Consider the following 23,473-nt stretch of genomic DNA (forward strand, 5'->3'; position numbering starts at 1 on the left):
AAAAGGGGATATGATTAGTGAAAACTTACTTAGTAACCGGTGGAGCAGGATTTATAGGGTCAAATTTTGTATTGTATATGTTAAATAAATATAAAAATATAAAAATAGTAAATTTAGATAAGTTAACTTATGCAGGTAATTTAGAGAACTTAAAGTTAATTGAAAATGATGAAAGATATGTATTTATTAAAGGGGATATCTGTGATAGAGAATTAGTAAAGAGCATATTTGAAAAATATAAAATAGATTACGTAGCTAATTTTGCAGCAGAATCACATGTTGATAGAAGTATAAAGGAACCCGAAATATTTGCAAAAACAAATGTTATGGGAACAGTTAACTTATTAAACTGTGCAAAAGATTCTTGGGAGACAACAGAGGGGTGGAAAGAAGGTGTTAAATTTCTTCATGTTTCAACTGATGAAGTTTATGGATCACTAGGGGAAACTGGATTCTTTGTGGAAACAACACCACTAAATCCTCATAGCCCATATTCAGCAAGCAAAGCTGGATCAGATTTAATGGTTAAGGCATATGCTGATACATTTAAAATGCCAGTTAATATTACAAGATGTTCAAACAACTATGGTCCATTTCAATTTCCTGAAAAATTAATACCTCTATTAATAAATAATTGTTTAGAACATAAATATTTACCTATATATGGGGATGGAATGAATATAAGAGATTGGTTATTTGTTGGAGATCATGTTAAGGCAATAGATATGGTTATAAACAAGGGAAGGATTGGGGAAGTTTATAATATTGGTGGTCATAATGAAAAAACTAATATTCAAATAGTTGATACGGTTATAAGCTATTTAAATAAAAATGTAGATAAACAAATAACAGAAAACTTAAAGAAATACGTTGAAGATAGAAAAGGTCATGATATAAGATATGGAATAGATCCAAGTAAGATTAAAGAAGAACTTGGATGGTACCCAGAAACTACATTTGAAGTTGGTATAGTAAAAACTATAAAGTGGTATTTAGATAATAAAGAGTGGATGAATAGTATAATGAATCATCCCTATGTAAATGTTAATTGATATTTATTTGAATAAAGTGTAAAATTATAGTTAATATAGAAAAATAGGGGGCTAGGTTATGAAAATAAAGTTTATTTTACCTGCATTAGAGGAATCAAAAAGTCCTTATTGGAGACCTATAAAATATTCGCTTTTTCCACCATTGGGTTTAGCAACTCTAGCCTCGTTATGTTCAGAATCAGATGAGATAGAGATAGTTGATGAACATGTTGAGAAGATAAATTTAGATGATGAACCTGACTTGGTTTGTATTGAAAGTTATATTACAAATGCACATAGAGCTTATGAAATAGCTGACAGTTATAGAAAGAGAGGTATAAAGGTAGCAATTGGAGGAATACATGCAACATCTATGCAATCAGAAGCAAAAAAACATGCAGATGCAGTTTTACTTGGATTGGGTGAAGCTAGTTTTCCTAAGTTTCTTTCAGATTTAAGAGCAGGGAAAGCTTTAGAAGTATATGAACAAGGAGAGGTATCTTTAGATGGGTTACCGCTACCACGAAGAGATTTATTTAAGAAAGATAAGTATCTTGTACCAAATTCTATGGTGTTTTCAAGAGGGTGCCCTAATAAGTGCTCTTTTTGTTATGTAAACTCTTTTTATAAGAATGGAAAATCTTTTTATGCATATAAGATTGATAGAATTTTAGAGGAGATAGAAAGTATGCCTGGAAAGCATCTATATTTTTTGGATGATAATTTATTTGCAGACAAAAAACTTTCTAAAGAAATATTTAGAGAAATGAGAGGTATGAAAAAAGTATTTCAAGGTGCTATAACAATAGATTCAGTTTTTGATAATGAAACTATAGAGCTAGCTTACGAGGCAGGATTTAGGAGTGCATTTATAGGATTTGAAAGCATAAATGAAATGAGTTTAGTAAATGCTAATAAACGTTCTAATTTAGGACAAGACTATAGTAAAGCTATTAAGAGGTTGGATGAATTAGGAATTATGATTAATGGTAGCTTTATTTTTGGATTAGATAATGATACCAAGGATGTATTTGATAGAACTACTGAATGGGCAATAAATAGTGGGATTGCTACTGCTACAAATCATATTCTAACACCTTATCCAGGAACTGTTATATATGAACAAATGAAAAAAGATAATAGAATATTAACAGATGATTGGACATTATATGATACAAGGCACCTTGTATTTAAACATCCAAATATATCAAAAGAAGAAATGGAAGCTGGATATAATAGAGCTTATGAAAATTTTTATAAGTGGGGAAATATAGTTAAATGTTCAGGAAACCATGAAGAGTTAGGCATGAAATTGAAACATTTAACTTATGCAGGGGCTTGGAAAAAGTTTGAGCCAGTATGGAATTTTTTAATTAAAAATGAAAAGTTATTTAAGGCTAGGGGTATGTTAGTAAAAACTTTAAAATAGTAGGTATTTAAAGGTAATTATTTCAATATATTTTTGAAATAATTATAATATATTTATAAGGGAGATAAATTTCAAAGTATTGAGGGGGGATATTTATGAAGTGTCTAGTTATTCATGGCAGCCCAAGAAGGGGAAATACATGGGAGGTATTAAATTTAGTAAAAGAAGAAATGAAGAAAAATGGTGATGTTGAATTTATTGATATTGAGCTAAGGAAACAAGGGATTCCAAGTTGTGTTGGATGTTTTAATTGTATTATGAAAGGTGAAAATAAATGTCCTCATAAAGATATTATAAGTAATATTACTACTAAACTTGAAAAAGCAGATGCATTAATTATTACATCTCCTGTTTATTCACTTCAAGTTACAGGTTTATTAAAAGATTTCATAGATCATATGTCATATAATTTCCATAGACCAAGATTTTTTACTAAGAAAGCATTAGTTATAACTACAACTGCAGGTGCTGGACATATGGATGCAGCTAATTATATAAAGAAAGTACTTCATTACTGGGGATTTAATTATGTTAATACCTTACCAATTGCATATAGAGGATTAGAACTAAATAATAAAAATAATGAGAAAATTCATAAAGCTGCTAAAAACTTTATGAATGATTTAAACTCAAAGAAACTGCATAAGCCAAGTATAAAATCAGTAGCAATGTTTAACCTATGGAGAGGTATGGCTAATGAAAAAAATAAATTTGGAAGCGCAGACTATGATTATTGGAATGAGACAGAGTTAAATAAATATCCATTTTCTCCAAAAGTAGAAATAGGTATATTAAAAAATGTAATAGGAAATTTTATATATAAAATGATGAAAAAACATAATTAATACGCTAAAGTGAAAATTAGTGTATTACTTATTTTAAATAGGTAGTTGAGGAAACCACATAATCTTTAAATACTTTTGAAATTGGAGACATATAGGAATCCTTAAGGTAACCCATATAAATAACTCTATCTTTAATCTTTTCTTTAATTTTTATAATGGATAGAGTATTTGTATTAATAACTGGAGTGTTTGGAACTAGTGAAATACCAGCACCAGCAGCGACTAAACCTTCGAGCATGCTAGATTCACTAGGTTGTATAGAGATTTTAGGAATATAACCTAAGTACTCAGAGTATGAAAGCATATTGTCTTTACTTGACTCGCAAAATGCAACAAATGATTCATCTTTTAATTCTTTTAAAGAAATCTCAGTTCTAGTTGAAAGAATATGATTTTTAGGAACTATTAAAACATATTCTTCTCTTTTTATAGGAATTGATTCAATGTCAGTGTGAGAATCAATACTATCTACATAATCATAAAATCCTAAATCTATTTTTCCACTTTTTAAATCTTTTAATATTCCTGGGACAGATTGATGATTAAATTTAAAGTTACTATTAGGACTTTTATTTAAAAAATCACTAATTATAAAAGGCATAAAATATGTTCCAATGCTAGATGTAGAAGAAATAGAGATTGTTCCAGTTACTGGATTGATTATATCTTGAAGTTCCTTTACTCCTTGTTCTATTTCAGTTAAAGCTAAATTACTATGAGTTAAAAATATTTTGCCAAACCGAGTAAGTTTAATGTTTCGACCACTCTTTTCAAATAAAGGTACATTTAATTCATTTTCTAATTTTGATATTGATTTGCTTAAAGCTGGTTGAGTTACAGATAATAATTTTGAAGCAGTTGTAAAATTCTCAGTTTCAGCTATTATTTTAAGGTACTCTAATTGTTGTAAATTCATTTTAATCCTCCTTGGATAATTCAGGTATATTATTTGATAGAAATCTAAAAAATAGTATTTCATATAACTATAACTAAAAGTTATAGTTATATGAAAAAAGTGAATTAGACGTAGTAAGTTTATAGGTGATATAATCACAATATAATATTTGATAATCCACTTAATATATTTAGTAATTATAAATTTTATTTATGGATATGTCAAAAGGGGGAGACTCAAATTATGAGTAATATATTTAATAAAGAAATAAAAGAAGTAATGACAAAGAGACACTCAGTAAGGAACTATGAAAATAGACTTTTATCAAAAGAGATAATAGGAAAAATAGAAAAGTATATAAATGAAGCAAAAAATCCTTTTAATGGAAACATAAGGATTAAATTAATACAAAAGGATGATAGTAATAAAGACGTAAAACTTGGAACATATGGAGTAATAAAAGGGGCTAATTATTTTTTAGCAGTTGCTTCAGAAAAGGGGGAACTTGATTTAGAATCCCTTGGTTATGTTTTTGAAAAAGTAGTTTTATATTGTACATTTTTAGGGCTTGGAACTGTATGGATGGGGGGGACCTTTAGTAAAAGTACATTTGCAAAAGCTATGAATATAAAAGAAAACGAAACTATTTCAATAGTTTCACCTTTAGGATATGAAGGTGGTAAAAAATCATTACTTGCATCAATGATGGGAAGTAAGAATAAAAAACGAAAAAGCTATGAAGAAGTTTTCTTTAATAATAATTTTAACAATTCACTTTCAAAAAAAGATGCAGAAAGTTATAGTGAAGTGCTAGAAATGGTAAGAATTGCACCATCAGCTATGAACAAACAGCCTTGGAGAATATTAAAGATAGGAAATAAATTTCACTTTTACACAGCTGGTAAAATAGAAATGAATAGAATAGATATAGGAATTGCACTTTGCCATTTTCATTTAATGGCTGAAGAACAAAATCTAAATGGAGAATTTAAAATTATAGATCCTAAAATAGAAAGTGAATATAAATATGTTATGTCATGGATAGGTTAAATTATAAAAGAGGGAGACAAAATTATGATGAATGTAAATAAAGAGAAATGTATAGCTTGTCAGTTATGTATTAAAGATTGCCCAGTAAGAGATATAGAACTTGTAGATGGAAAAGCAAAAGTTAAAAATATAAATTGCATTAAGTGTGGTCATTGTATAGCTATTTGTCCTAAAGACGCTGTATCAACAGATGATTATAATATGGATGAGGTAAAAGAGTATAATAAAGAAACTTTTGATATAAATGCAGATAACTTATTAAATTCAATTAAATTTAGAAGAAGTGTAAGACATTTTAAAAATAAACAAGTAGAAATAGAAAAACTTTCTAAAATTATAGAAGCAGGAAGATTTACTCAAACAGGAATTAATAGTCAAAATGTATCTTATGTAGTAGTAAAAGAAGGTATAGAAGAGTTAAAGGTTATGGGGCTTGAAAGCTTAAATGAAGCAGGAAAAGGAATACTTGCTAATTTAACACCAGAAACAATGGTATATAAAAGGTATGCACAAATTTGGATGAATATGTATGAAAGTTATAAAAAAGATCCAACTATAAGAGATGGATTATTCTTTAATGCACCTGCTATAATTCTTGTTGTTTCAGATTCAGAAGTTAATGCAGGGTTAGCCTCTTCAAATATGGAACTTATGACTAATGCACTAGGTCTTGGAACATTCTTTAGTGGATTTTTTATAAAAGCGGCTCAAGGAAATAAAAGTATTATGAATTATTTAGGATTAGATGAAAATAAAAAAATAGTTACATGTATGGTAATTGGATATCCAAGTGTAAAATATTCAAGAACAGTACCAAGAAAAAATGCGAATATATTATGGAAATAAAAAAACAATTATATGTTTAGTGAAAAACTGCAATGAAATTATAAAATTTTGTTGCAGCTTTTTGTTTGCAAATAAATATAGGGGTATTAAATTTACACATCAATAGAAAATCTCCATAGAAAATCTTTGGCTTCCTCTGCATAATCAATACCTATCCTTTTGGTCTCTATTATATCAAAATCCCTATATTGATCATCAATTATATACAAATTACCTTTTACATGTATTTCTTTATAATTATCTTCCTTATTAATACCATATGCTAAGCATAATTTTGAAGGCCCATTAGTTAAATTATTTTTTTGGTATTTAGTCAATTCATTATTTTCCTTTCCATATCTCCTAATACTAATATAGTCAATTTCATTTAATGGCTTAACTGCTCTTATTAAAACAGCTTCAGCTTTACCCTCCTGTCCAGAAACTATATTAAAACAATGATATAATCCATAAATAAAATATACATAGGCAATGCCACCCTCCTTATATAGTGGGTCAGTTCTTTTTGTAACACTTCTGCCGTAGGCGTGACAAGCTTTGTCAATTTCAGCTATATAGGCTTCTGTTTCTATTATTCTTCCCTTTAAAATTCGACCATCAATTTCTCTTACTAATACCTTACCTAGCAAATCCTTTGCTAAATCTAATGCTCCTTTTACATAAAAATCTTTCTCTAACATTAAATATATTCTCCTTTTATATTTTTTTGTTGAATTGTTTTTGTAGATATGTGCAAATTTCATTTAATGCTTTATCTGCTTTTTTTGTAAGGTTACCCATAGAAATAAAACCATGTGTAACACCTTTATATCTAGTAGAAATTACATCCACACCTGCTTCCTTTAATTTATTTCCATAAGATTCACCCTCATCCCTAAGTGGATCAAATTCAGCTGTAATTATAAGCGTATCAGGTAACCCATTAAAATTTTCAGATAATAAAGGAGAGGCATATTCACTTTTTCTATCTTCTAATATTGGAGTATATAGGTCGATAAATTTCTCAGAGTTTTCCCTTGTAAGATTATAATCCATACCAAAATAAGACCAAGATTCAGTATTTAGCTCATAAATGTTTGTAGATGGATATATTAGTACCTGAGAAGTTATATGAGGACCAGATTTATCGCGTGCCATTTGAGAAACTACAGCAGAAAGGTTAGCGCCAGCACTGTCGCCTACAATAGATATTAGATTTGAGTCTCCGTTAATACTTTTAGCATTTAAATAAACCCATTGAAGCACATTATACATGTCATTAAGCCCAGCTGGAAAAGGATTTTCTGGTGCAAGGCGATAATCTACAGATACTACTATAGCCTTTGAATTTTTTGAAAGTTTCCTGCAAATATGATCATAGTCATCAATAGTACCACTTATCCAACTACCTCCATGGGCATATATTATCAAAGGAAAATCATTGCCATTATCAGGCGTATATATTCGTACTGGTACTTGATTTGAAGAGGTTTTTATATCCATATTTTTTATATTGGAAAAGGATATAGGCTTAGGGCTCCATTTTGTTGCACTTTTATGTAAGGCTTCACGTATTTCATATGTTGATTTTTCTTTAAGTGAAGTAGGGCTAAAGTAATTATTTATTTTTGTAACTACACCAAAAACTTTATCAAGCTTACCATAACTTGTTGTAGTTAAATTTTTAATCATAAAAGAACTATATATCATAACAAATAAGATAACAATTGAAAAAATCCAAAATACTTTTTTCTTTTGCATTTAATAAAACCTCCACCATTATATTAAGATAACCTATTAGCAAATATTCACTAGGGTTTTTAATGGGAAAATATAATTTCATTAATAGTATACCCATATAAATTATAATAATCAGTTTAATCATATGTATAAACTGATTATTATAATTTGGCTTTATTAGATACACTAAGGGGAATTTAAAAGAGCATCTTTATGATGTTATTTTTTGAAGATTCCTAAGTCTACTATATGCACAAAGTTTGAGATGTATATTGAGATAGTGATATAATAGTATAAAATAATATAAAAAATTACAAATTTCTAGTAAATAGATGGAATGAGTAAAAGGTAGAAGGAGAAATAACTATGAAATTATTTAAGAAGGCACCATGCAATGAAGCTCTTTGTATAATTAAAAATGTTGAAGATAGAATGAATGGAAAAATAGTGGAGAATCCCCAAATAGACTATCCTATTCACAAAACATTATTTAAACATTTTGACAAGCTTTTAGCAAGTGAAAAGAAAATGTCTATAGGGTCTGAACAACTAGTAAATATTACAGCTTCTTTAAGCGATTTTGATGTGAAAATGACACATTCTTCGGGTAAGCTAATAAATTTTGCAAAAGATATGTCAAGTTTAAGTGAATCTAACTTGGCTATAGTAGAAGAAATTACTGCGAATATGAATCAAGTAAATGAGACGATAGGAAATACATCTGAGACAATGGATCAGCTAGCTAGCGCTTCTAAAGCTTTAGTTTTGAAAAATGATGAGGGTATGCTTCAATTAAATGAAGTTAATATATTAAAAGAGAATGTTATGAAAGATTCAACTATAATGAGCGAGCAAATAAAGCATTTAGTTGACATGGCTGTCAAAGTAAATGAAATAGTAAATGGAGTGGAAGAAATAGCAGAACAAACAAATTTACTAGCACTTAATGCGTCTATTGAAGCAGCACGTGCAGGAGAATTTGGAAAAGGGTTTGCAGTTGTAGCTGATGAAATTAGAAAATTAGCAGATAACACTAAGATTAATTTGGATGAAATGAGGGTTTTTGTAAATAACATACATCAAGCAGCAAATGGTGGACAAGAAAGTATGAATAATACAATGAAATCTACGAATAATATGAATTCAAAGTTAGATACTATATCTGGAACTATGAAAGAAAATGTATCTATGCTAAGGGGTACAATTGAAGATGTACATAAGATATCAGAATCAATGGGTGAGATAAAGGAAGCAGCGACACAAATAAACCAAGCTATGGACGCATCAACAAGGGATGTGGAAAAACTAAATTATATGACACAGAATATTCATTCTGATGCTACTGAAAGTGCTGGAAATGCTAAACAAATATCAAAAATTGATGAAGAGCTTAGTAATATTGCAAGGAATATGATATCTTCTTTAAATGGTGGAGTAAATGCAATAACAAATCAGGAGTTGATAAATAATCTTTCAAAGGCAAAAGAAGCTCATGGTAATTGGATGAAAAATTTAAAACGAATTGTAGATGAAAAGAAAACTTATCCAATTCAAACCAATTCAAAAAGATGTGCTTTTGGTCATTTTTATCACTCTATTACCGTAAATAATCCAGATATAGTTGAAGCCTGGAATGAAATTGATAAGGCTCATGAGGGATTACACAGTATGGGGAAAAAAGTAGTTGAAGCAATTGAAGATAAGGATTTTAAAAAGGCTAACACTTTTTATTTGGACGTAGAAAAATTATCAAGAGAGGTATTTTCTCATATAAATGATACTATTGAAATTATTAAAAATAACTCTAAAGAAGGCGTAGAAGTGCTAAAATATATGAAGTAAAAAACCTATTAGAAAAAAATAACAATGATTTGCAGAAAATTCAGGATTAAAAGTAGATATAAATAATGATATGCACCTTTGGATATGATTTACATAAATTAATATAACAATAATTTTTTTAGGAGATTACTTTGGAAAAAGGATATATATTAGTAAGGCTATTTAAGGTGATGGATGCGCTACCTAAAACTAGGGGCAGTCTTAAGATTACTAATGCTGAAAATGGAAATATAGTTTATGAAAAAGATGATGCATTTGATATTAGTGGAAGAAGTGAAATAATAGAGGTAGATACTCCAGAAAAGAGCTTATCACAACAACCATATGAAAGCGGTATAATTCCTTACGGAAGGTATAATTTAGATATTTTATCGGATGGCTTTGTAGAGGTTATTGTGGAGGGTGTAAGTGTTTTTGAGGAAAATACATCAATACAGAATATTGAACTAAAAGAGGAAGATAAGATTAGTGAATTTACTTCTTTACCAGAGATAATTGTTATACCAGAGCAACAACTAGTACTTAAAGAACAAAGAGACAAGCAGATAGGAACAATGGAATACCCATTTGTTTTGGATAAAGTATATATACCACAATTTATTGTAGTGCATTTAGGATATCCAAATTCAGGTGCTGAAAATGTGACAGTAGGATTTGTTGATTACATTAAAAATGTTGCTTCAAGTGAAATTTATCCAACTTGGCCAGAAGAATCACTAAAGGCAAATATTTATTGCCAAATATCTTTTGCACTAAATAGAATTTATACAGAATGGTATAGAAATAAAGGATATTCATTCCAGATTACAAACTCAACTGCCTATGATCAATATTTTATAAAAGGTAGAAATATATATGAAAATATAAGCAAAATAGTTGATGAAATTTTTAGTAAATATATTATAACTATTGGAAATAAAACTCCGTTTTTTGCACAGTACTGTAATGGTACAACTGTTAAATGTGATGGATTATCACAATGGGGTTCGGTTGATTTAGCAAATGCAGGGGTAGAAGCTTTAGATATTATAAAATATTATTTTGGATATGACAAAGATTTAGTTAGAGCAACTGTTATTGAAGGAGTACCTGAGTCGTATCCAGGGGCACCCCTTAGACTTAATGATATAAATGAAAATGTAAAAATAATTCAAAAGCAATTAAATAGAATTTCTAAAAATTTTCCGGCTATTCCTAAAATTGTTTCTGTAGAGGGTAAGTTTGATAAGCAAACTGAAGATTCGGTTAAGACTTTTCAGAAGGTTTTTAACCTAACTCAAGATGGAATTGTTGGAAGAGCTACTTGGTATAGGATATCAGATATTTACGTTGGAGTAAAAAGATTAGCAGAGCTTAATCAAGAACCAGAGATAGATGAAGAAAATCAGAAACCAGGAGTAGAAAGGCAATATCCAGGCTATGTACTAAAGGAAAATTTAGTTGGAGAGGATATTAAATGGCTGCAAACTTATTTACAAGCAATATCAAGAGTTTATAAAAAAATTCCAAGGATAGAAGTTGATGGAGTGTTCAACAAAGGAACAAAGAATGCGGTAATAGCATTTCAAAAGGAATTTGAATTAAATGATGATGGAAATGTTGGTGTTAATGATTGGAATAAATTAATATCAGTATATGATAGCTTAGATAGTGGGAAAAATATTAATAAATCAGATATACTATATAGTTATCCTGGATTTAACTTAGAGCTTGGGGATAAAGATGGATATGTTACTGTTTTGCAACAATATATAAATGTAATTGCAAAAAATAATTATAGGATAGATGAAATACCTGTAACTGGGGAGTTTGATAACAATACTAAGATTGCAGTTGAAAAATTACAAAAAGAATTTGGATTAGAAGTTAGTGGTATAGTTGACGAAATTACTTGGGAGAAAATATCTTCAACTTATGAAGATTTATATACTGGTAGAGAAATTAAAGAAAAAAGAAGTAAATCAAGAAAATCTAAGTAAATAGGAATGAGATATTTTTATTATATTGAAATTTCCTTTTTCTTATATATATATTTATTATTACTAAAAAGGAGCTCTTAGCGGAGCTCCTTTTGCATTTTTAAAATAGTTATTATTTGAGAAATTTTGAGTATTTACCAAAATTTACTTGAACTCCATCTGTGTCTAATGTATAATCACAGTAATAGCATGTTGGAGGTGATAGTTTGAATGTAATAATTTCTTCGCTTTCCCAGACTCCTATATACAAGCAGATTACTAACCAAATTAAAGAACAAATTTTTAAGGGTATTATAAAAGGAGAAGAGCAACTTCCATCTATTAGAGTTATGGCAAAGGATTTAAGAGTTGGAATAGTAACAGTTAAACGAGCTTATGAAGAGTTAGAAAAACAAAATCTTGTTATAACAATTCCAGGTAGGGGTTGCTTTGTAAATCAAATTGATTTAGATAAAACAAAAGAACTTCATCTAATTGAGTTAAAAAAGAAATTAGATGAAATCAAAGATTTTGCTGATAACTCTAATATTGAAAAAATAGAAATTACAAAAATTATTAATGATATCTATGGAGGATAATATTATGAAAAATGCTTTGGAAATTAAAAATCTTTGTGTGAAAAATGGAGACTTTGAATTGAAATCTATAAATTTAACTATACCTAAAGGAAGCGTTATGGGGCTTATAGGAAGAAATGGTGTTGGAAAAACAACACTAATTAAGGCTATAGTAAATCAACTTCCTCATTCAAAGGGAGAAGTATTATTTGATGGATTAAGGATGTATGGTAATGATGAAAAGGTGAAATCGAAAATTGGGGTAGTTTTTGATGATTTAATGTATACCATGTGGAAACCTAAACAAATTGTGAAAATGATAGCTCCATTTTATGAGCAATTTGATATCAATAAATATAACTTATTAATGGATAAGTTTGAATTGAATCCAAATAAAAACTTAACTAAGTATTCAAAAGGCATGAAAACTAAATTTAATGTAATTATGGCACTTTGTCATAATCCAGATTTAATAATTCTTGATGAACCAACAGCAGGTCTTGACCCTATTTCTAGAGCCGAAATTATTGATTTTTTTCTTGAAATTATGCAAGACGAAAATAAGGCTATCCTTTTTTCAACACATATTTTAAGTGATTTAGAAAAAATTGCTGATTATATAACACTAATGGATAAAGAGAAAATTATTTTTTCAATGGATAAAGAAATGTTAATAGAAAAATACTCTATAATCCAAGTGGATAAATCATCAATTTCTGATGAGCTAAAAAGAAATATAAAAGGATTAAAAGAAAATATTTTTGGATACCAAGGTTTGGTTGAAGATAGAGAACCTTTTAAAAATATACATGGTGTAAAATTTGCTCCTGCTAGCATTGAAGATGTAATGATACTTAGAGGGGGCATGAATAAGGATGATTAAAAAAATAAGAAGTTTTCAAAGGGTCTTTTTCTTTCAAAATAATTTTGATTCGAATGAATCACCAAAACATGTAGGGAAAATATTTTTTATGTTTATCTTTTTTAGTATTGCTTATAATATTATTGTGGGAGGAGATGCTAATGTAATTGCTATTGGAATTATGCCTATAGGATTTGTTTGCCAAGGGGTAAACAAAAAGATAAAACTTTGGGAGTTGTTACCGGTATCTAATAAATTTGCTATTTATAATATATTTTTTAGTTTTTACCATTTCATTTTTATGGTTGTTATGATGATAAGTGGATTTGCCGTTGTTTCATTTATAGTTATGTGGTTATTTTCACGTGGAAATTCAAACCTTTTATTAAATAATTGGAATTGGTTTTTAGCAGATATTAAAGGGTTTTTTATATGTGGGGGTATAATTAGTATTCTGTTTTTCTTTAGTATGGGTAATATATGTATCGCTATATGCTTTATTAAAGATATAAAATATAGGATTGGTTCACTTATTACTATTTTTGTTTTATTCTTCGTATCTGCTTATGTATTTAAGTTAATCTATAATATAAAATTATCTAGTGCATTAGCTAATATAGAGAATATAAATTTTAAATATATACTTCTAGGGACTTCTTTAATACTATTTATCATTTCTCTATTTGGAGGAATTAAAATAGCATTAAATCTTCATAAAAAATAGTTGTTAATGAATAAGGAGGATTTATGATTAAGAAAATAATAGTATTTCAAAGAATTCTTTTTAAAAGTTTAGTTGCAAACTTGAATACAAAATATAATTTTTTATTGCTTTTAGAAATTTTTATTTTCAATATAGTAATTCTAAATATTCCAGACTTGGGTGGAGTCTTAAATAACATTCCATTAATAATTTTTTCATTACTTGCATTACACATTACTTTTAGTAGCAAAGTAAAACATTTTGAACTTTTACCTGTCTCTAAAAATTTTTATATATGTAATATATTTTTATATTGCATTTTGTTAAACATTTTTATTAACGTAATTATTATTTTTGTTATGTTTTCTTTAATAGGATTATTTCTAATTATTAATTTTGTTTTTTCAATAGGAATTATTACTGGTGGGGATGATAATTTTAGTTTAATACAAGCATTTACTCAAAATTGGAAAGAGGAGTTATTTAGTAAACTGTCCCATTTAATATTTATAGCCTTTGGTACTAGTTTTGTTTTTATAAAATCAAAAGTAATAAAATTATTATCTATATTACTAACTTGTGGAACATATATAATATTACTTTTATTTGTAGATAGAAATTTGCTATTTGTTAATGGAAATATTGCACAAGATTTCTTTGGGAAATTTTCAGCATATCAACAAGCAGATACAATATTAATAATCACAGTAATATTAACGCCAATTATTTTTATATGTTCATATAGAATATGCAATTTTTTCTATGGACAGAAATTTAAAATTAGAAACTAGAAAAATATAAGAAATCTAATTCACTACAGTACTTTTAGGTACTGTAGTGAATTTTTTTTGAATTTATAAGGGCTTTAGGAATTTCTAAGTAGTAAGGTAGATTGACTAATACCAGTTTCTAAGTAAACTAAATCGGTACTATTTTTTATTTAGTGGATATATTAATTAATATAGGTAATTAATATGTTAAAGATAGTTAGGGTAACTAAGGCATATCACAATAAATATGAAGTACAAGAGAGAAAGGATGATTTAAAGTGGATATACTAAAGGAAACAGAGAAATTAGGCGACTATATAATTGCACTAAGAAGAGAATTTCATAAACATCCTGAGATTGCACTAGAGGAATATGAAACGTCAAAGAAAATAAAAGAGGAATTAAATAAAATAGGAGTACCATATGTAGAATGTGGAAAAACAGGTGTAATTGCAACTGTAGGTAAAGGTGAAGGTAGAACTATTGCATTGAGAGCAGATATGGATGCTTTAAAAATAGAAGAAAATACGGGCGTAGATTATACGTCTGAAAACTTAGGGGTAATGCATGCTTGTGGTCATGATTCACATATGGCATCACTTATTGGAGCTACAATTATTTTAAAAAAATATGAAGATGAATTGCCAGGAAAAATTATTATAATATTTCAGCCTGCAGAAGAAAACTCTAGTGGGGCAAAGCTTATAGTTGAGTCTGGACATTTAGATAAAGTAGATGAGATATTTGGGCTACATGTTTTTGGTGATATTGAATGTGGCAAGATTTCTATACAAAAAGGTAATAGAATGGCAGCATCACAGAAGTTTAAAATATTTATTAAGGGAAAATCGGGACATGCAGGTAAGCCTCATCAATGTGTTGATGCGACTTTGGTATGTGCAGCAACTGTTATGGGAATCCAAGCTATTGTAAGCAGAGAAATTGATCCTATAGATCCAGCAGTAGTAACTATTGGGCATATGGTATCTGGAGCTTCTCATAATATTATTTCTGGCGAGGCACTTATTGAAGGAACTGTTAGAATGTTTTCGGATGAAAATGCAAAGAAAATAGAAACTTCTATAAAAAGAATTGCATATAGCACAGCAATTGCACATGGAGCAGTTGCTATAATTGAATATAATATTTCTTCACACCCCGTGGTGTTTAATGATGAGGCAGCAGTTAAAACGGCATTAGAAGGAGCTAGAAAGATATTTAATAAAGAAAATATAGTGTGTATTCCAAAAATGATGCTTGGGGAAGATTTTTCAATATATCAAAAGAAAATACCAGGAGTTTTTGTATTTGTAGGTGCTGGAAACTCAAAGATAGGAAGAGATTTTCCAAATCACAATGAAAGATTTAATATAGATGAAAGAGCAGTTTTAATAAGCACTAATCTATATTTAGCTTATGCATTAGAAGCCTAAGTTACAATGAGAAAAAATATAATTATAGAATTTAACACAGTATAAAAAATACTGTGTTAGATTTTTTTTATTTACCTGAAAGTTAAGTATTTAGCTGAAAAATAAATAAGTAGTACCTTTATATTTTTGAATTATACTATGCTTTAATTAAATGGATAATGTTGCAATAAATGTAAAGGTAATTTATGATATTTATAGAATGGGTATTTAAAAAGATTATATTAATATTGAATGGAGAGCTAGATGGATAAAAAAGATATTTTAATTATAGATGATGATAAAGATTTAGGAATGATAACAAGTGATGTATTGCAGGATCATGGATATAAGGTGGAACTTGCAGGTAGTATTGAAGATGCTTATGAAGCTCTTGAAAAAAATCAATTTAAGCTGCTTATATTAGATATTAATCTTCCAGATGGGACAGGCTTTAACTTTTGCAAGGAAATACGTAGAGAGAGTATAATTCCTATTATATTTATTAGTGCAAGAACTAGTGATAGTGATAAAGTTACAGGTCTTGATTTAGGTGGAGATGACTATCTTCCTAAGCCTTATTCTTTAGGCGAATTGCTTTCAAGAGTTAATGCAAATATTAGGAGAGCCTATGGGTTTGTAGGGATAGAAGAGAAGGTGAAATTTGATAATATTGAAATTGATTTAACAGCACGGATTATTAAAAAAGAAGGTAAAGATATCAAATTATCTATTAAAGAATTTGATTTATTAAAATACTTACTTAAACATAAAAATACTACTTTAAGAAAAGAAAATATTTTTTCAGAAGTATGGGGAATGTTTAATGAAATTGAAATTTCTACATTAGCAGTTCATATTAGATGGCTTCGTGAAAAGTTAGAAGATAACCCATCAAAGCCAAAATATATTAAAACTTTATGGGGTATAGGATATATATTTGAGGTAGGAATATGAAGAAAAAAATTATAGGAATTTTTATATTTTTCTTTGTTTGTATTACAGTTATGTTTTTAAGTATTTTAAATAACAAGAACCTTGAAAATAAGGATAAAGAAATAAGAAATCAAATTGTCTCTTTGAATGAAATACAAGAATTAACAAAGATGACATTAGAAGATAGTAGTAAAGCAATTGAGCTAGAAAAAGCAATTGAAAATTTTCAACAAGATATTAGAAGTAATTTTATAGGAATCGACACAGGGTATGGTGAAAAGCTGTGGATAATATATGGGCTTTGTGTATTATTTTTAATAATAGTTTTTTTATATATTTATATTCAAGTAATTCGTCCTTTTATAAAATTACAAAGTTTTGCTACTCAAATTGCAAAGGGAGATTTTGACTTACCGCTTTATATAGAAAGAAATAATATGTTTGGTGATTTTACTTGGGCATTTGATATGATGAGAAAAGAAGTGAAAAGAGCTAGATTATGCGAAAAAGAGGCTATTGAAAATAATAAAATAGTAATAGCCACTATTTCTCATGATATTAAAACTCCAATTGCATCTATTCGTGCATATACAGAAGGGCTTCAAGCAAATATGGATAATAATTATGAAAGAAAGCAACGCTATATTTCAGTTATTATAAAGAAATGTGATGAGGTTAGTAAATTAACTAATGATTTATTTTTACATTCATTATCTAATATTGAAAAGCTAGAAATTAATATAGATGAATATAAGGCACCTCAGATCATTAATGAAATTTTGAAATCTATTTTAGCAGAAGAAAATAAGCTTGTAGTAGAGTGTAAAATTCCAGATTGTATTGTTAAAGTTGATAAAAATAGGCTAGAGCAAGTTTTTGAAAATATAATAAGCAACAGTGTGAAATATTCAAGTGGAAGCAAAATCAATATTGATTTTAAAATTGAAGGTAAATATTTATATTGTACTATTAAAGATTTTGGACAAGGTATATTAGATGAGGATATGCCTTTCATTTTTGAAAAATTTTATCGGGGTAAAAATATTGAAAATAAACCTGGAGCGGGGCTAGGACTTTACATTGTAAAATATATTATGGAGCAAATGGAGGGGAAAGTTGAAATTGAGAATAGGAGAGATGGGTTAACTGTGATTTTAAAGATAAAAAGGAGTTGAGGAAATATAAGGGTAGTGGTTGGTGGTTAGGTATTTACTTATAAATGTCTTAAAGATTCCTTAATAACTTGCATGCTAGAATTAAATTATTAAGGATATCCCAATAAATACTGAGTTATATCAAAATGAATAACAAGTAAGTATTTTTGTTATTTATGATGCCATGCTTAACTAGTTATTTAGAGGGAAATTCCAAGAGGATGAAAGGGGAATTTATATGGCTAATATATTAATTAAAGCAAAGGATTTATGTAAAAGTTACGCAAATGAAGGGTTACAAAATCATGTGTTAAATAATATTGATTTAGAAATTATAGAAAATGATTTTACTGTTATTATGGGTAGTTCTGGGTCTGGAAAGTCAACACTTCTTTATTGTTTAAGTGGAATGGACACTTTTTCTTCCGGTGAAGTTTATTTTAAAGAGGCAAGTATTCATAATATGAAAACTGATGAACTTTCAATGCTAAGGAGAAAACATATAGGGTTTGTTTTTCAACAAATGCATTTAGTATCAAATTTAAGTTTGTTTGAAAATATTGTTGTTCCTGGTTATTTACTGAAAAAGTACAAACCAAAGGAAGTAAATAAAAGAGCTAAAGAACTGCTGAAATCAGTTGGGTTATTAGAAGCACAAAAAAGGCTACCATCACAAGTTTCAGGAGGAGAACAACAAAGGGCTAGTATTGCAAGAGGATTAATTAATGAGCCATCACTAATATTTGCTGATGAACCAACAGGAGCTTTAAACTCTAAAGCTAGAAATGAGGTTTTAGATTTATTAACTAAGGTTAATGAAAAAGGACAAAGTATTTTAATGGTAACACATGATATTAAAGCAGCTATTCGGGCAAATCGTATTATGTATATTGAAGATGGAAAAGTAGTTGGAGATATGAGTATGAAACCTTACACAGAAGAAGAAAAGAAATCAAGAGAAACACAAGTGCTTTCTTGGCTTTCAAGTAAGGGGTGGTAATAGTGGCTATTTATACAATATTACTATCAAATTTAAAAAAGCGAAAAGGAAGTTTTATAAGCATATTTATTCTTGTTTTAATTATTTCAATGACGCTTTCAACAGTTGTAAGTGTAGTTATTTCTGGAAAAGAAAGGTTTTCAATTGCTAACAAAGAAGCTAATTCGCCTGACATTACGAATATGATTAATAAAGAATATTATAGCACAGATATAAAAACTAAATTAGAAGAACAGGAAGAGGTTAAGACTGTAGAAGAAAGTGAAATTATTTCATATTCAAATTTACAAATAGGAGAGAAAAAATATCCGAATTTTATTTTTTTAACAGATTATAAACCAAATAGAAATAGTTATAATCTAGATAGGAATAATAATAAAATGAAAGAACCTAAAGATGGAGAAATATATTTGCCTATCTATTTTAAGGAAGAATTTAGTTGCGAAATTGGACAGGAAATTATTTTCAAGACTGAAGAATGTGATTATAAATATAAAATTGCTGACTTTTTTGAAGATCCTATTTATGGTTCTAGTAATATAGGGATAAAACGATTTTTTATAAATAATAATGAGTTAAGTCAGTTATTAAAAGTAGAATCTAAGGGATTTGAGCATTTTATTATAGTAGATACATTTATTAATGATAATTATAAAGAAAAAAATATTAATGAAGCAATTAATAATATAAATAAAGAAACCGGTTTAGAAAATTTTGGGTTAGTTTCATATACATTGGGACAATATGAGATATATACATTTATTTTACCTAATATTATTAGCGCTCTTTTTTTATGTTTCTGTATATTGCTACTTGTAATAGTAACAATTGTAATTGGATATTCTGTTAATTCAAATATAGAAATGGATTATGTTTCACTTGGAATATTAAAATCTATAGGATTTAAAAACAAACAAATAAGATTGATTTTATTGATACAATATATGTTAATGGGAATTTTAGCAAGTGGAATAGGAATGTTAAGTAGTGGGTTATTATTAAAATCCGTTGGTGATACTTTGTTAAGCAGTACTGGACTATTTTGGGAAGGTAATATCAAATTTTTAATATGTTTGTCTATTTTAGGAGCTTTGTTATTTTTACTTAGTATTTTTATTATTTTAATAACAAGGAAGATAACTAAGATTTCACCTGTTAGAGCAATAGCTTTTGGGCATGCACCAGTTTATTTCTCAAGTAGAATTAACATTTCCCTAGATAAAGCAAGCTTCATACCGTTATCTATGAAAATTGCAGTAAAACAAATTATAACTCATTCAAAACAATATGTAATGTTGTTTATTGTAGTTGGGATTTTAACATCGTTTATTATATCTATTGGATCAATTAGTAATATGATAATTGGAGACAATGCGGAAAATATATTCAGTTCATTTTCAAGTGACATTAGTATTTCATACAATAATGAAAAGGATATTAATGTTGTAAATGAAATTATTAAGGAAGTAGAGAGCGAAGCCAGTGTTATAGGGAAGTTTATGTTAAAAGGTGAGTATAGAACAGTTGATAATAGAAAAATATTTGTAATGGTTGTAGATGATTTAGGAGGGGGATTAAAAAAACCTTTAGAGGGAAGAAATCCTAAATATAGTAATGAAGTAATGATTACAACAATAATGTCTGATTTAATGCAAAAGTCAATTGGTGATAAAATTGTAGTGGAAAATTTAAAGGGAGAAAAGGAAGAATATATAATAGTTGGATTAAATCAAAATACTCAGGAAGTTGGGGAAAATATAATTATGCTTGAATCTGGAATGCGTATATTAGAACCTGATTATACATTGAAGAGAACTGAGTTTAAGATAGAAAATAAGGCGAATATAAGTGGACTAGTAGAAAAATTAAAAGTTAAATATAAAGACTATGAAGAAAATGTAATAATTACCGATACAAATAAAATAGAAAAAGAATCTATGAAGTCAACCGTAAGTATAATTGAGGAAACTACAAAAGGAACTTATATTATAGCTATAATCGTAGTAGGATTAATTTCGATTTTAGTATGTAGCAACACACTTCAAAAAGAAAAAATTGATATTGGAATATTAAAAGCACAAGGTTTTACAACAAAACAACTTAGAGGACAATTTACCTTGAGGTTTTTAATTGTAGCATTGGTAGGAAGTGGATTAGGTATAATATTAAATATATTGTGCAATGATTATATTATGTCTTTATTATTTAAAAATGCTGGGTTAAGTAATTTTGTAACAGTATATTCTATAAAAACACTAATGGAGCCAGTGGCAATAATTTGTACTTTCACTTGTTTATTTGCATGGCTGGTAACAATGAAGATTAAAAAAGTAACACCAAAAAATTTAATACAAGAATGATATATGTATACTAATTATAATGGAATATAGTAATTAGGCACTTGAAAAAAATAATAGACTATTTAAATTTCAGTTAGCTCATTATGAGAATATGATATAATTGAGCAAAGATTTAAATTATAAAAATACAAATAAAAGAGGTAACATAAGATGAGTAGATATTTTAATGATCAAGAAGTTGAGTTATTAGCGCCTGCTGGGAATTTTGAAATTTTCAAATCAGTAATAAATAGTGGAGCGGATGCAGTTTATTTAGGTGGTAAAATATTTAACATGCGTATGCATAGAAAAGATTTTAACTTTACTAATTTGGAGCTAGAGGAATCAATACAAATAGCACATTCTTTAGGGAAAAAAGTATATATAACAGTAAATAATTTATTAAGTTCAGATGATTTATTACAGGCTGAAGAGTATTTTAGATATTTAGATAGAATACAACCAGATGCTCTAATAGTACAGGATATGAGTGTAATAAAGTTAATTAAAGATTTAGGGTTGAATTTAAATGTACATTCATCTGTAATGATGAATGTACATAATTTTGATACTATAGAAAAATTACAAGAACTTGGAGTTACAAGGGTAGTTATGCCAAGGGAATTAGATTTAAATACAGTAAAACAACTATCTAGTAAAACAGATATGGAATTTGAATATTTTGTTCATGGAGATATGTGTGTGGCTCATGGAGCTCAATGTATGTATAGTGGAATGCTATTTGGAAAAAGCGGTAGTAGAGGATTGTGTATGAAGCCTTGTCGTTGGTCTTATAAAATAAATAAAGGTGGAGAAGAGTATAATACAAGTTTCCCTATGGCAGTAAAAGATATGTATATGTATGAAAATATTCCAGAATTAATTGAAGCTGGAATTGTATCTTTTAAAATTGAAGGAAGAATGAGAGATACAGATTATCTTGTAGATTTAGTGAATTCTTATAGTGATTCTATTGATAGATATATAGAAGATCCTATTAATTATGATAGAAAGAAAGATTCTATAAAACTATATGAAAGTAGAAAAAGAGATCTTTCAACTGCATATGCTTTTGGAAATCCTGGTCTTTTTAATATAAATGAACGTTATGAAGGTACAGGTAAACTTTATAGTACTGGGAAGGTATTTAGTAGCCCTATGGACGAATTTGAAATAAAAGAAGAAAGAGTAGAACATGTTAAGGCTATTCTAGAAACAGATAATAAAATTGATAATAAGGCAGAACTTAGTGTAAAAGTAAACTCTTATGAATCAGCTATGGTAGCAATAGAAGAAGGGGTAGATAAGGTATATTTATCAGGAGAGGTATTTAAACCAAGCCTTCCATTTAATAAAAAAGAAATAATAGATATAGCTAAAAATAAGAAAAATTCTAAAGTATACTTAGGTATGCCAAGAATGATGTCTGAAGAAGATTTTTCAAAGTATAATCATTTATTAAGAAATAACAAATTGGGAATAGATGGTCTATTAGTTACAAGTCTAGGTAATATAAGCAAATTTGATGATTTAGGATTAGAACTTATTGGAGATTATTCATTAAATATATATAATCGAATTTCAGCAGATTTCTATAAAAATCAAGGGTTAAGTTCGGTAGCAGTATCCTGTGAATCACCAGCTAAGAACACAAAGGATATATTAATAGGATCATCATTACCTTTAGAAATAATAGTACATGGTTCACCAGTTGTAATGTATATGAGCCATGATATATATGAAAATACTAAAGTGTTAGAGAAAACTAAAAATGTAGAGAGAAAATATATGGATAAAGATGTTTTATTATTAGTAGACGATAAAGGCAATGAACATCCTATATATATAGATAATGCAGGGAAAAATCACATGTTATTATCTAAAGAACTATGTTATATGCCAATACTTAAAGAATTAAGTGAACTTGGAGCTAAATGTTTTAGGATAGAGGCTTGTAATTATGATAATGATACATTAAGAAAGATTATAAAATCCTATAAAAAAGCAATAGATAATTTAGAACTTTGTAAGGAAATATTTAATGAATTTGATTATAATTGTTCAGGGTTTACATTAGGGGCAATGCAGTTTGATTAAGAAAGGTAAA

General features: G+C 28.0%; 20 protein-coding genes. 17 read left to right on the top strand and 3 right to left on the bottom strand.

Going from position 1 to position 23,473, the window contains the following annotated elements; all coding sequences use genetic code 11:
- Positions 1–17 precede the first annotated feature (17 nt).
- The 3 genes from rfbB (at position 18) to J1C67_RS11215 (ending at position 3,305) form a co-directional block, all read left to right on the top strand.
- Positions 18–1,052, top strand: a complete 1,035-nt coding sequence (gene rfbB, locus J1C67_RS11205) for a dTDP-glucose 4,6-dehydratase (protein ID WP_167866393.1) — start codon at positions 18–20, stop codon at positions 1,050–1,052.
- Positions 1,053–1,110: 58 nt separating this feature from the next.
- Positions 1,111–2,460, top strand: a complete 1,350-nt coding sequence (locus tag J1C67_RS11210) for a B12-binding domain-containing radical SAM protein (RefSeq protein ID WP_167866394.1) — start codon at positions 1,111–1,113, stop codon at positions 2,458–2,460.
- Positions 2,461–2,555: 95 nt separating this feature from the next.
- Entirely contained in the window at positions 2,556–3,305 is a 750-nt protein-coding gene (locus tag J1C67_RS11215) for a flavodoxin family protein (protein ID WP_167866395.1), read from the top strand.
- A gap of 28 nt (positions 3,306–3,333) precedes the next feature.
- On the opposite strand, the gene J1C67_RS11220 is transcribed toward J1C67_RS11215, so the two are convergent.
- On the bottom strand, positions 3,334–4,221 hold the full coding sequence (locus J1C67_RS11220; protein ID WP_089964691.1) for a LysR substrate-binding domain-containing protein: 888 nt from the start codon (positions 4,219–4,221) through the stop codon (positions 3,334–3,336).
- Positions 4,222–4,443: 222 nt separating this feature from the next.
- Between J1C67_RS11220 and J1C67_RS11225 the strand changes: the two genes are divergently transcribed.
- Positions 4,444–5,250, top strand: coding sequence for a nitroreductase family protein (locus J1C67_RS11225; RefSeq protein WP_167866396.1), 807 nt, complete (start codon positions 4,444–4,446; stop codon positions 5,248–5,250).
- 24 nt (positions 5,251–5,274) lie between these two features.
- Positions 5,275–6,096, top strand: coding sequence for a nitroreductase family protein (locus J1C67_RS11230; protein ID WP_167866397.1), 822 nt, complete (start codon positions 5,275–5,277; stop codon positions 6,094–6,096).
- Between the two features lie 92 nt (positions 6,097–6,188).
- Here the strand turns inward: J1C67_RS11230 and J1C67_RS11235 are convergent, their stop codons facing one another.
- Positions 6,189–6,776: a DNA-3-methyladenine glycosylase gene (locus J1C67_RS11235; RefSeq protein ID WP_167866398.1), complete on the bottom strand. Its 588-nt coding sequence runs from the start codon at positions 6,774–6,776 to the stop codon at positions 6,189–6,191.
- Between the two features lie 16 nt (positions 6,777–6,792).
- Positions 6,793–7,836, bottom strand: a complete 1,044-nt coding sequence (locus J1C67_RS11240) for an alpha/beta hydrolase (RefSeq protein ID WP_167866399.1) — start codon at positions 7,834–7,836, stop codon at positions 6,793–6,795.
- A 345-nt stretch (positions 7,837–8,181) separates the two neighbouring features.
- On the opposite strand from J1C67_RS11240, the gene J1C67_RS11245 reads away from it, so the two are divergent.
- From J1C67_RS11245 to J1C67_RS11300, 12 genes are all read left to right on the top strand, one after another.
- Positions 8,182–9,657, top strand: a complete 1,476-nt coding sequence (locus J1C67_RS11245) for a methyl-accepting chemotaxis protein (protein ID WP_167866400.1) — start codon at positions 8,182–8,184, stop codon at positions 9,655–9,657.
- 131 nt (positions 9,658–9,788) lie between these two features.
- Positions 9,789–11,636, top strand: a complete 1,848-nt coding sequence (locus tag J1C67_RS11250) for a peptidoglycan-binding protein (RefSeq protein ID WP_167866401.1) — start codon at positions 9,789–9,791, stop codon at positions 11,634–11,636.
- Between the two features lie 206 nt (positions 11,637–11,842).
- Entirely contained in the window at positions 11,843–12,214 is a 372-nt protein-coding gene (locus J1C67_RS11255; protein ID WP_167866402.1) for a GntR family transcriptional regulator, read from the top strand.
- A 4-nt stretch (positions 12,215–12,218) separates the two neighbouring features.
- Positions 12,219–13,076 (top strand): ABC transporter ATP-binding protein, encoded by an 858-nt coding sequence (locus J1C67_RS11260; RefSeq protein WP_167866403.1) that lies wholly within the window; start codon positions 12,219–12,221, stop codon positions 13,074–13,076.
- Entirely contained in the window at positions 13,069–13,779 is a 711-nt protein-coding gene (locus tag J1C67_RS11265) for a hypothetical protein (protein ID WP_167866404.1), read from the top strand. The genes J1C67_RS11260 and J1C67_RS11265 overlap by 8 nt, the downstream gene beginning before the upstream one ends.
- 23 nt (positions 13,780–13,802) lie before the next feature.
- Positions 13,803–14,549 (top strand): hypothetical protein, encoded by a 747-nt coding sequence (locus tag J1C67_RS11270; RefSeq protein ID WP_167866405.1) that lies wholly within the window; start codon positions 13,803–13,805, stop codon positions 14,547–14,549.
- A gap of 257 nt (positions 14,550–14,806) precedes the next feature.
- Positions 14,807–15,961: a M20 metallopeptidase family protein gene (locus J1C67_RS11275; protein ID WP_167866406.1), complete on the top strand. Its 1,155-nt coding sequence runs from the start codon at positions 14,807–14,809 to the stop codon at positions 15,959–15,961.
- A gap of 243 nt (positions 15,962–16,204) precedes the next feature.
- Positions 16,205–16,894, top strand: coding sequence for a response regulator transcription factor (locus J1C67_RS11280; RefSeq protein WP_167866407.1), 690 nt, complete (start codon positions 16,205–16,207; stop codon positions 16,892–16,894).
- Positions 16,891–18,048 (top strand): HAMP domain-containing sensor histidine kinase, encoded by a 1,158-nt coding sequence (locus tag J1C67_RS11285; protein ID WP_167866408.1) that lies wholly within the window; start codon positions 16,891–16,893, stop codon positions 18,046–18,048. Before J1C67_RS11280 ends, J1C67_RS11285 begins: the two co-directional genes overlap by 4 nt.
- Before the next feature lie 217 nt (positions 18,049–18,265).
- The gene (locus tag J1C67_RS11290) at positions 18,266–19,027 is read left to right on the top strand and encodes an ABC transporter ATP-binding protein (protein ID WP_167866409.1); all 762 of its coding nucleotides are present in this window, start codon (positions 18,266–18,268) and stop codon (positions 19,025–19,027) included.
- A gap of 2 nt (positions 19,028–19,029) precedes the next feature.
- Positions 19,030–21,387, top strand: coding sequence for an ABC transporter permease (locus J1C67_RS11295; protein ID WP_167866410.1), 2,358 nt, complete (start codon positions 19,030–19,032; stop codon positions 21,385–21,387).
- Between the two features lie 150 nt (positions 21,388–21,537).
- Positions 21,538–23,463: a peptidase U32 family protein gene (locus tag J1C67_RS11300; protein WP_167866411.1), complete on the top strand. Its 1,926-nt coding sequence runs from the start codon at positions 21,538–21,540 to the stop codon at positions 23,461–23,463.
- Positions 23,464–23,473: the final 10 nt, after the last annotated feature.

Source organism: Clostridium gasigenes, assembly GCF_017348895.1.
GTDB lineage: Bacteria > Bacillota > Clostridia > Clostridiales > Clostridiaceae > Clostridium > Clostridium gasigenes.

Bases quoted from the DNA above. Each gene is read 5' to 3' on its own strand.
- J1C67_RS11265 (WP_167866404.1), top strand. From the start codon at position 13,069: ATGATTAAAAAAATAAGAAGTTTTCAAAGGGTCTTTTTCTTTCAAAAT.
- J1C67_RS11245 (WP_167866400.1), top strand. From the start codon at position 8,182: ATGAAATTATTTAAGAAGGCACCATGCAATGAAGCTCTTTGTATAATT.
- J1C67_RS11210 (WP_167866394.1), top strand. From the start codon at position 1,111: ATGAAAATAAAGTTTATTTTACCTGCATTAGAGGAATCAAAAAGTCCT.
- J1C67_RS11215 (WP_167866395.1), top strand. From the start codon at position 2,556: ATGAAGTGTCTAGTTATTCATGGCAGCCCAAGAAGGGGAAATACATGG.
- J1C67_RS11280 (WP_167866407.1), top strand. From the start codon at position 16,205: ATGGATAAAAAAGATATTTTAATTATAGATGATGATAAAGATTTAGGA.
- J1C67_RS11290 (WP_167866409.1), top strand. From the start codon at position 18,266: ATGGCTAATATATTAATTAAAGCAAAGGATTTATGTAAAAGTTACGCA.
- J1C67_RS11260 (WP_167866403.1), top strand. From the start codon at position 12,219: ATGAAAAATGCTTTGGAAATTAAAAATCTTTGTGTGAAAAATGGAGAC.
- J1C67_RS11220 (WP_089964691.1), bottom strand. From the start codon at position 4,221: ATGAATTTACAACAATTAGAGTACCTTAAAATAATAGCTGAAACTGAG.
- J1C67_RS11235 (WP_167866398.1), bottom strand. From the start codon at position 6,776: ATGTTAGAGAAAGATTTTTATGTAAAAGGAGCATTAGATTTAGCAAAG.
- J1C67_RS11285 (WP_167866408.1), top strand. From the start codon at position 16,891: ATGAAGAAAAAAATTATAGGAATTTTTATATTTTTCTTTGTTTGTATT.
- J1C67_RS11270 (WP_167866405.1), top strand. From the start codon at position 13,803: ATGATTAAGAAAATAATAGTATTTCAAAGAATTCTTTTTAAAAGTTTA.
- J1C67_RS11230 (WP_167866397.1), top strand. From the start codon at position 5,275: ATGATGAATGTAAATAAAGAGAAATGTATAGCTTGTCAGTTATGTATT.
- J1C67_RS11300 (WP_167866411.1), top strand. From the start codon at position 21,538: ATGAGTAGATATTTTAATGATCAAGAAGTTGAGTTATTAGCGCCTGCT.
- J1C67_RS11240 (WP_167866399.1), bottom strand. From the start codon at position 7,836: ATGCAAAAGAAAAAAGTATTTTGGATTTTTTCAATTGTTATCTTATTT.
- J1C67_RS11225 (WP_167866396.1), top strand. From the start codon at position 4,444: ATGAGTAATATATTTAATAAAGAAATAAAAGAAGTAATGACAAAGAGA.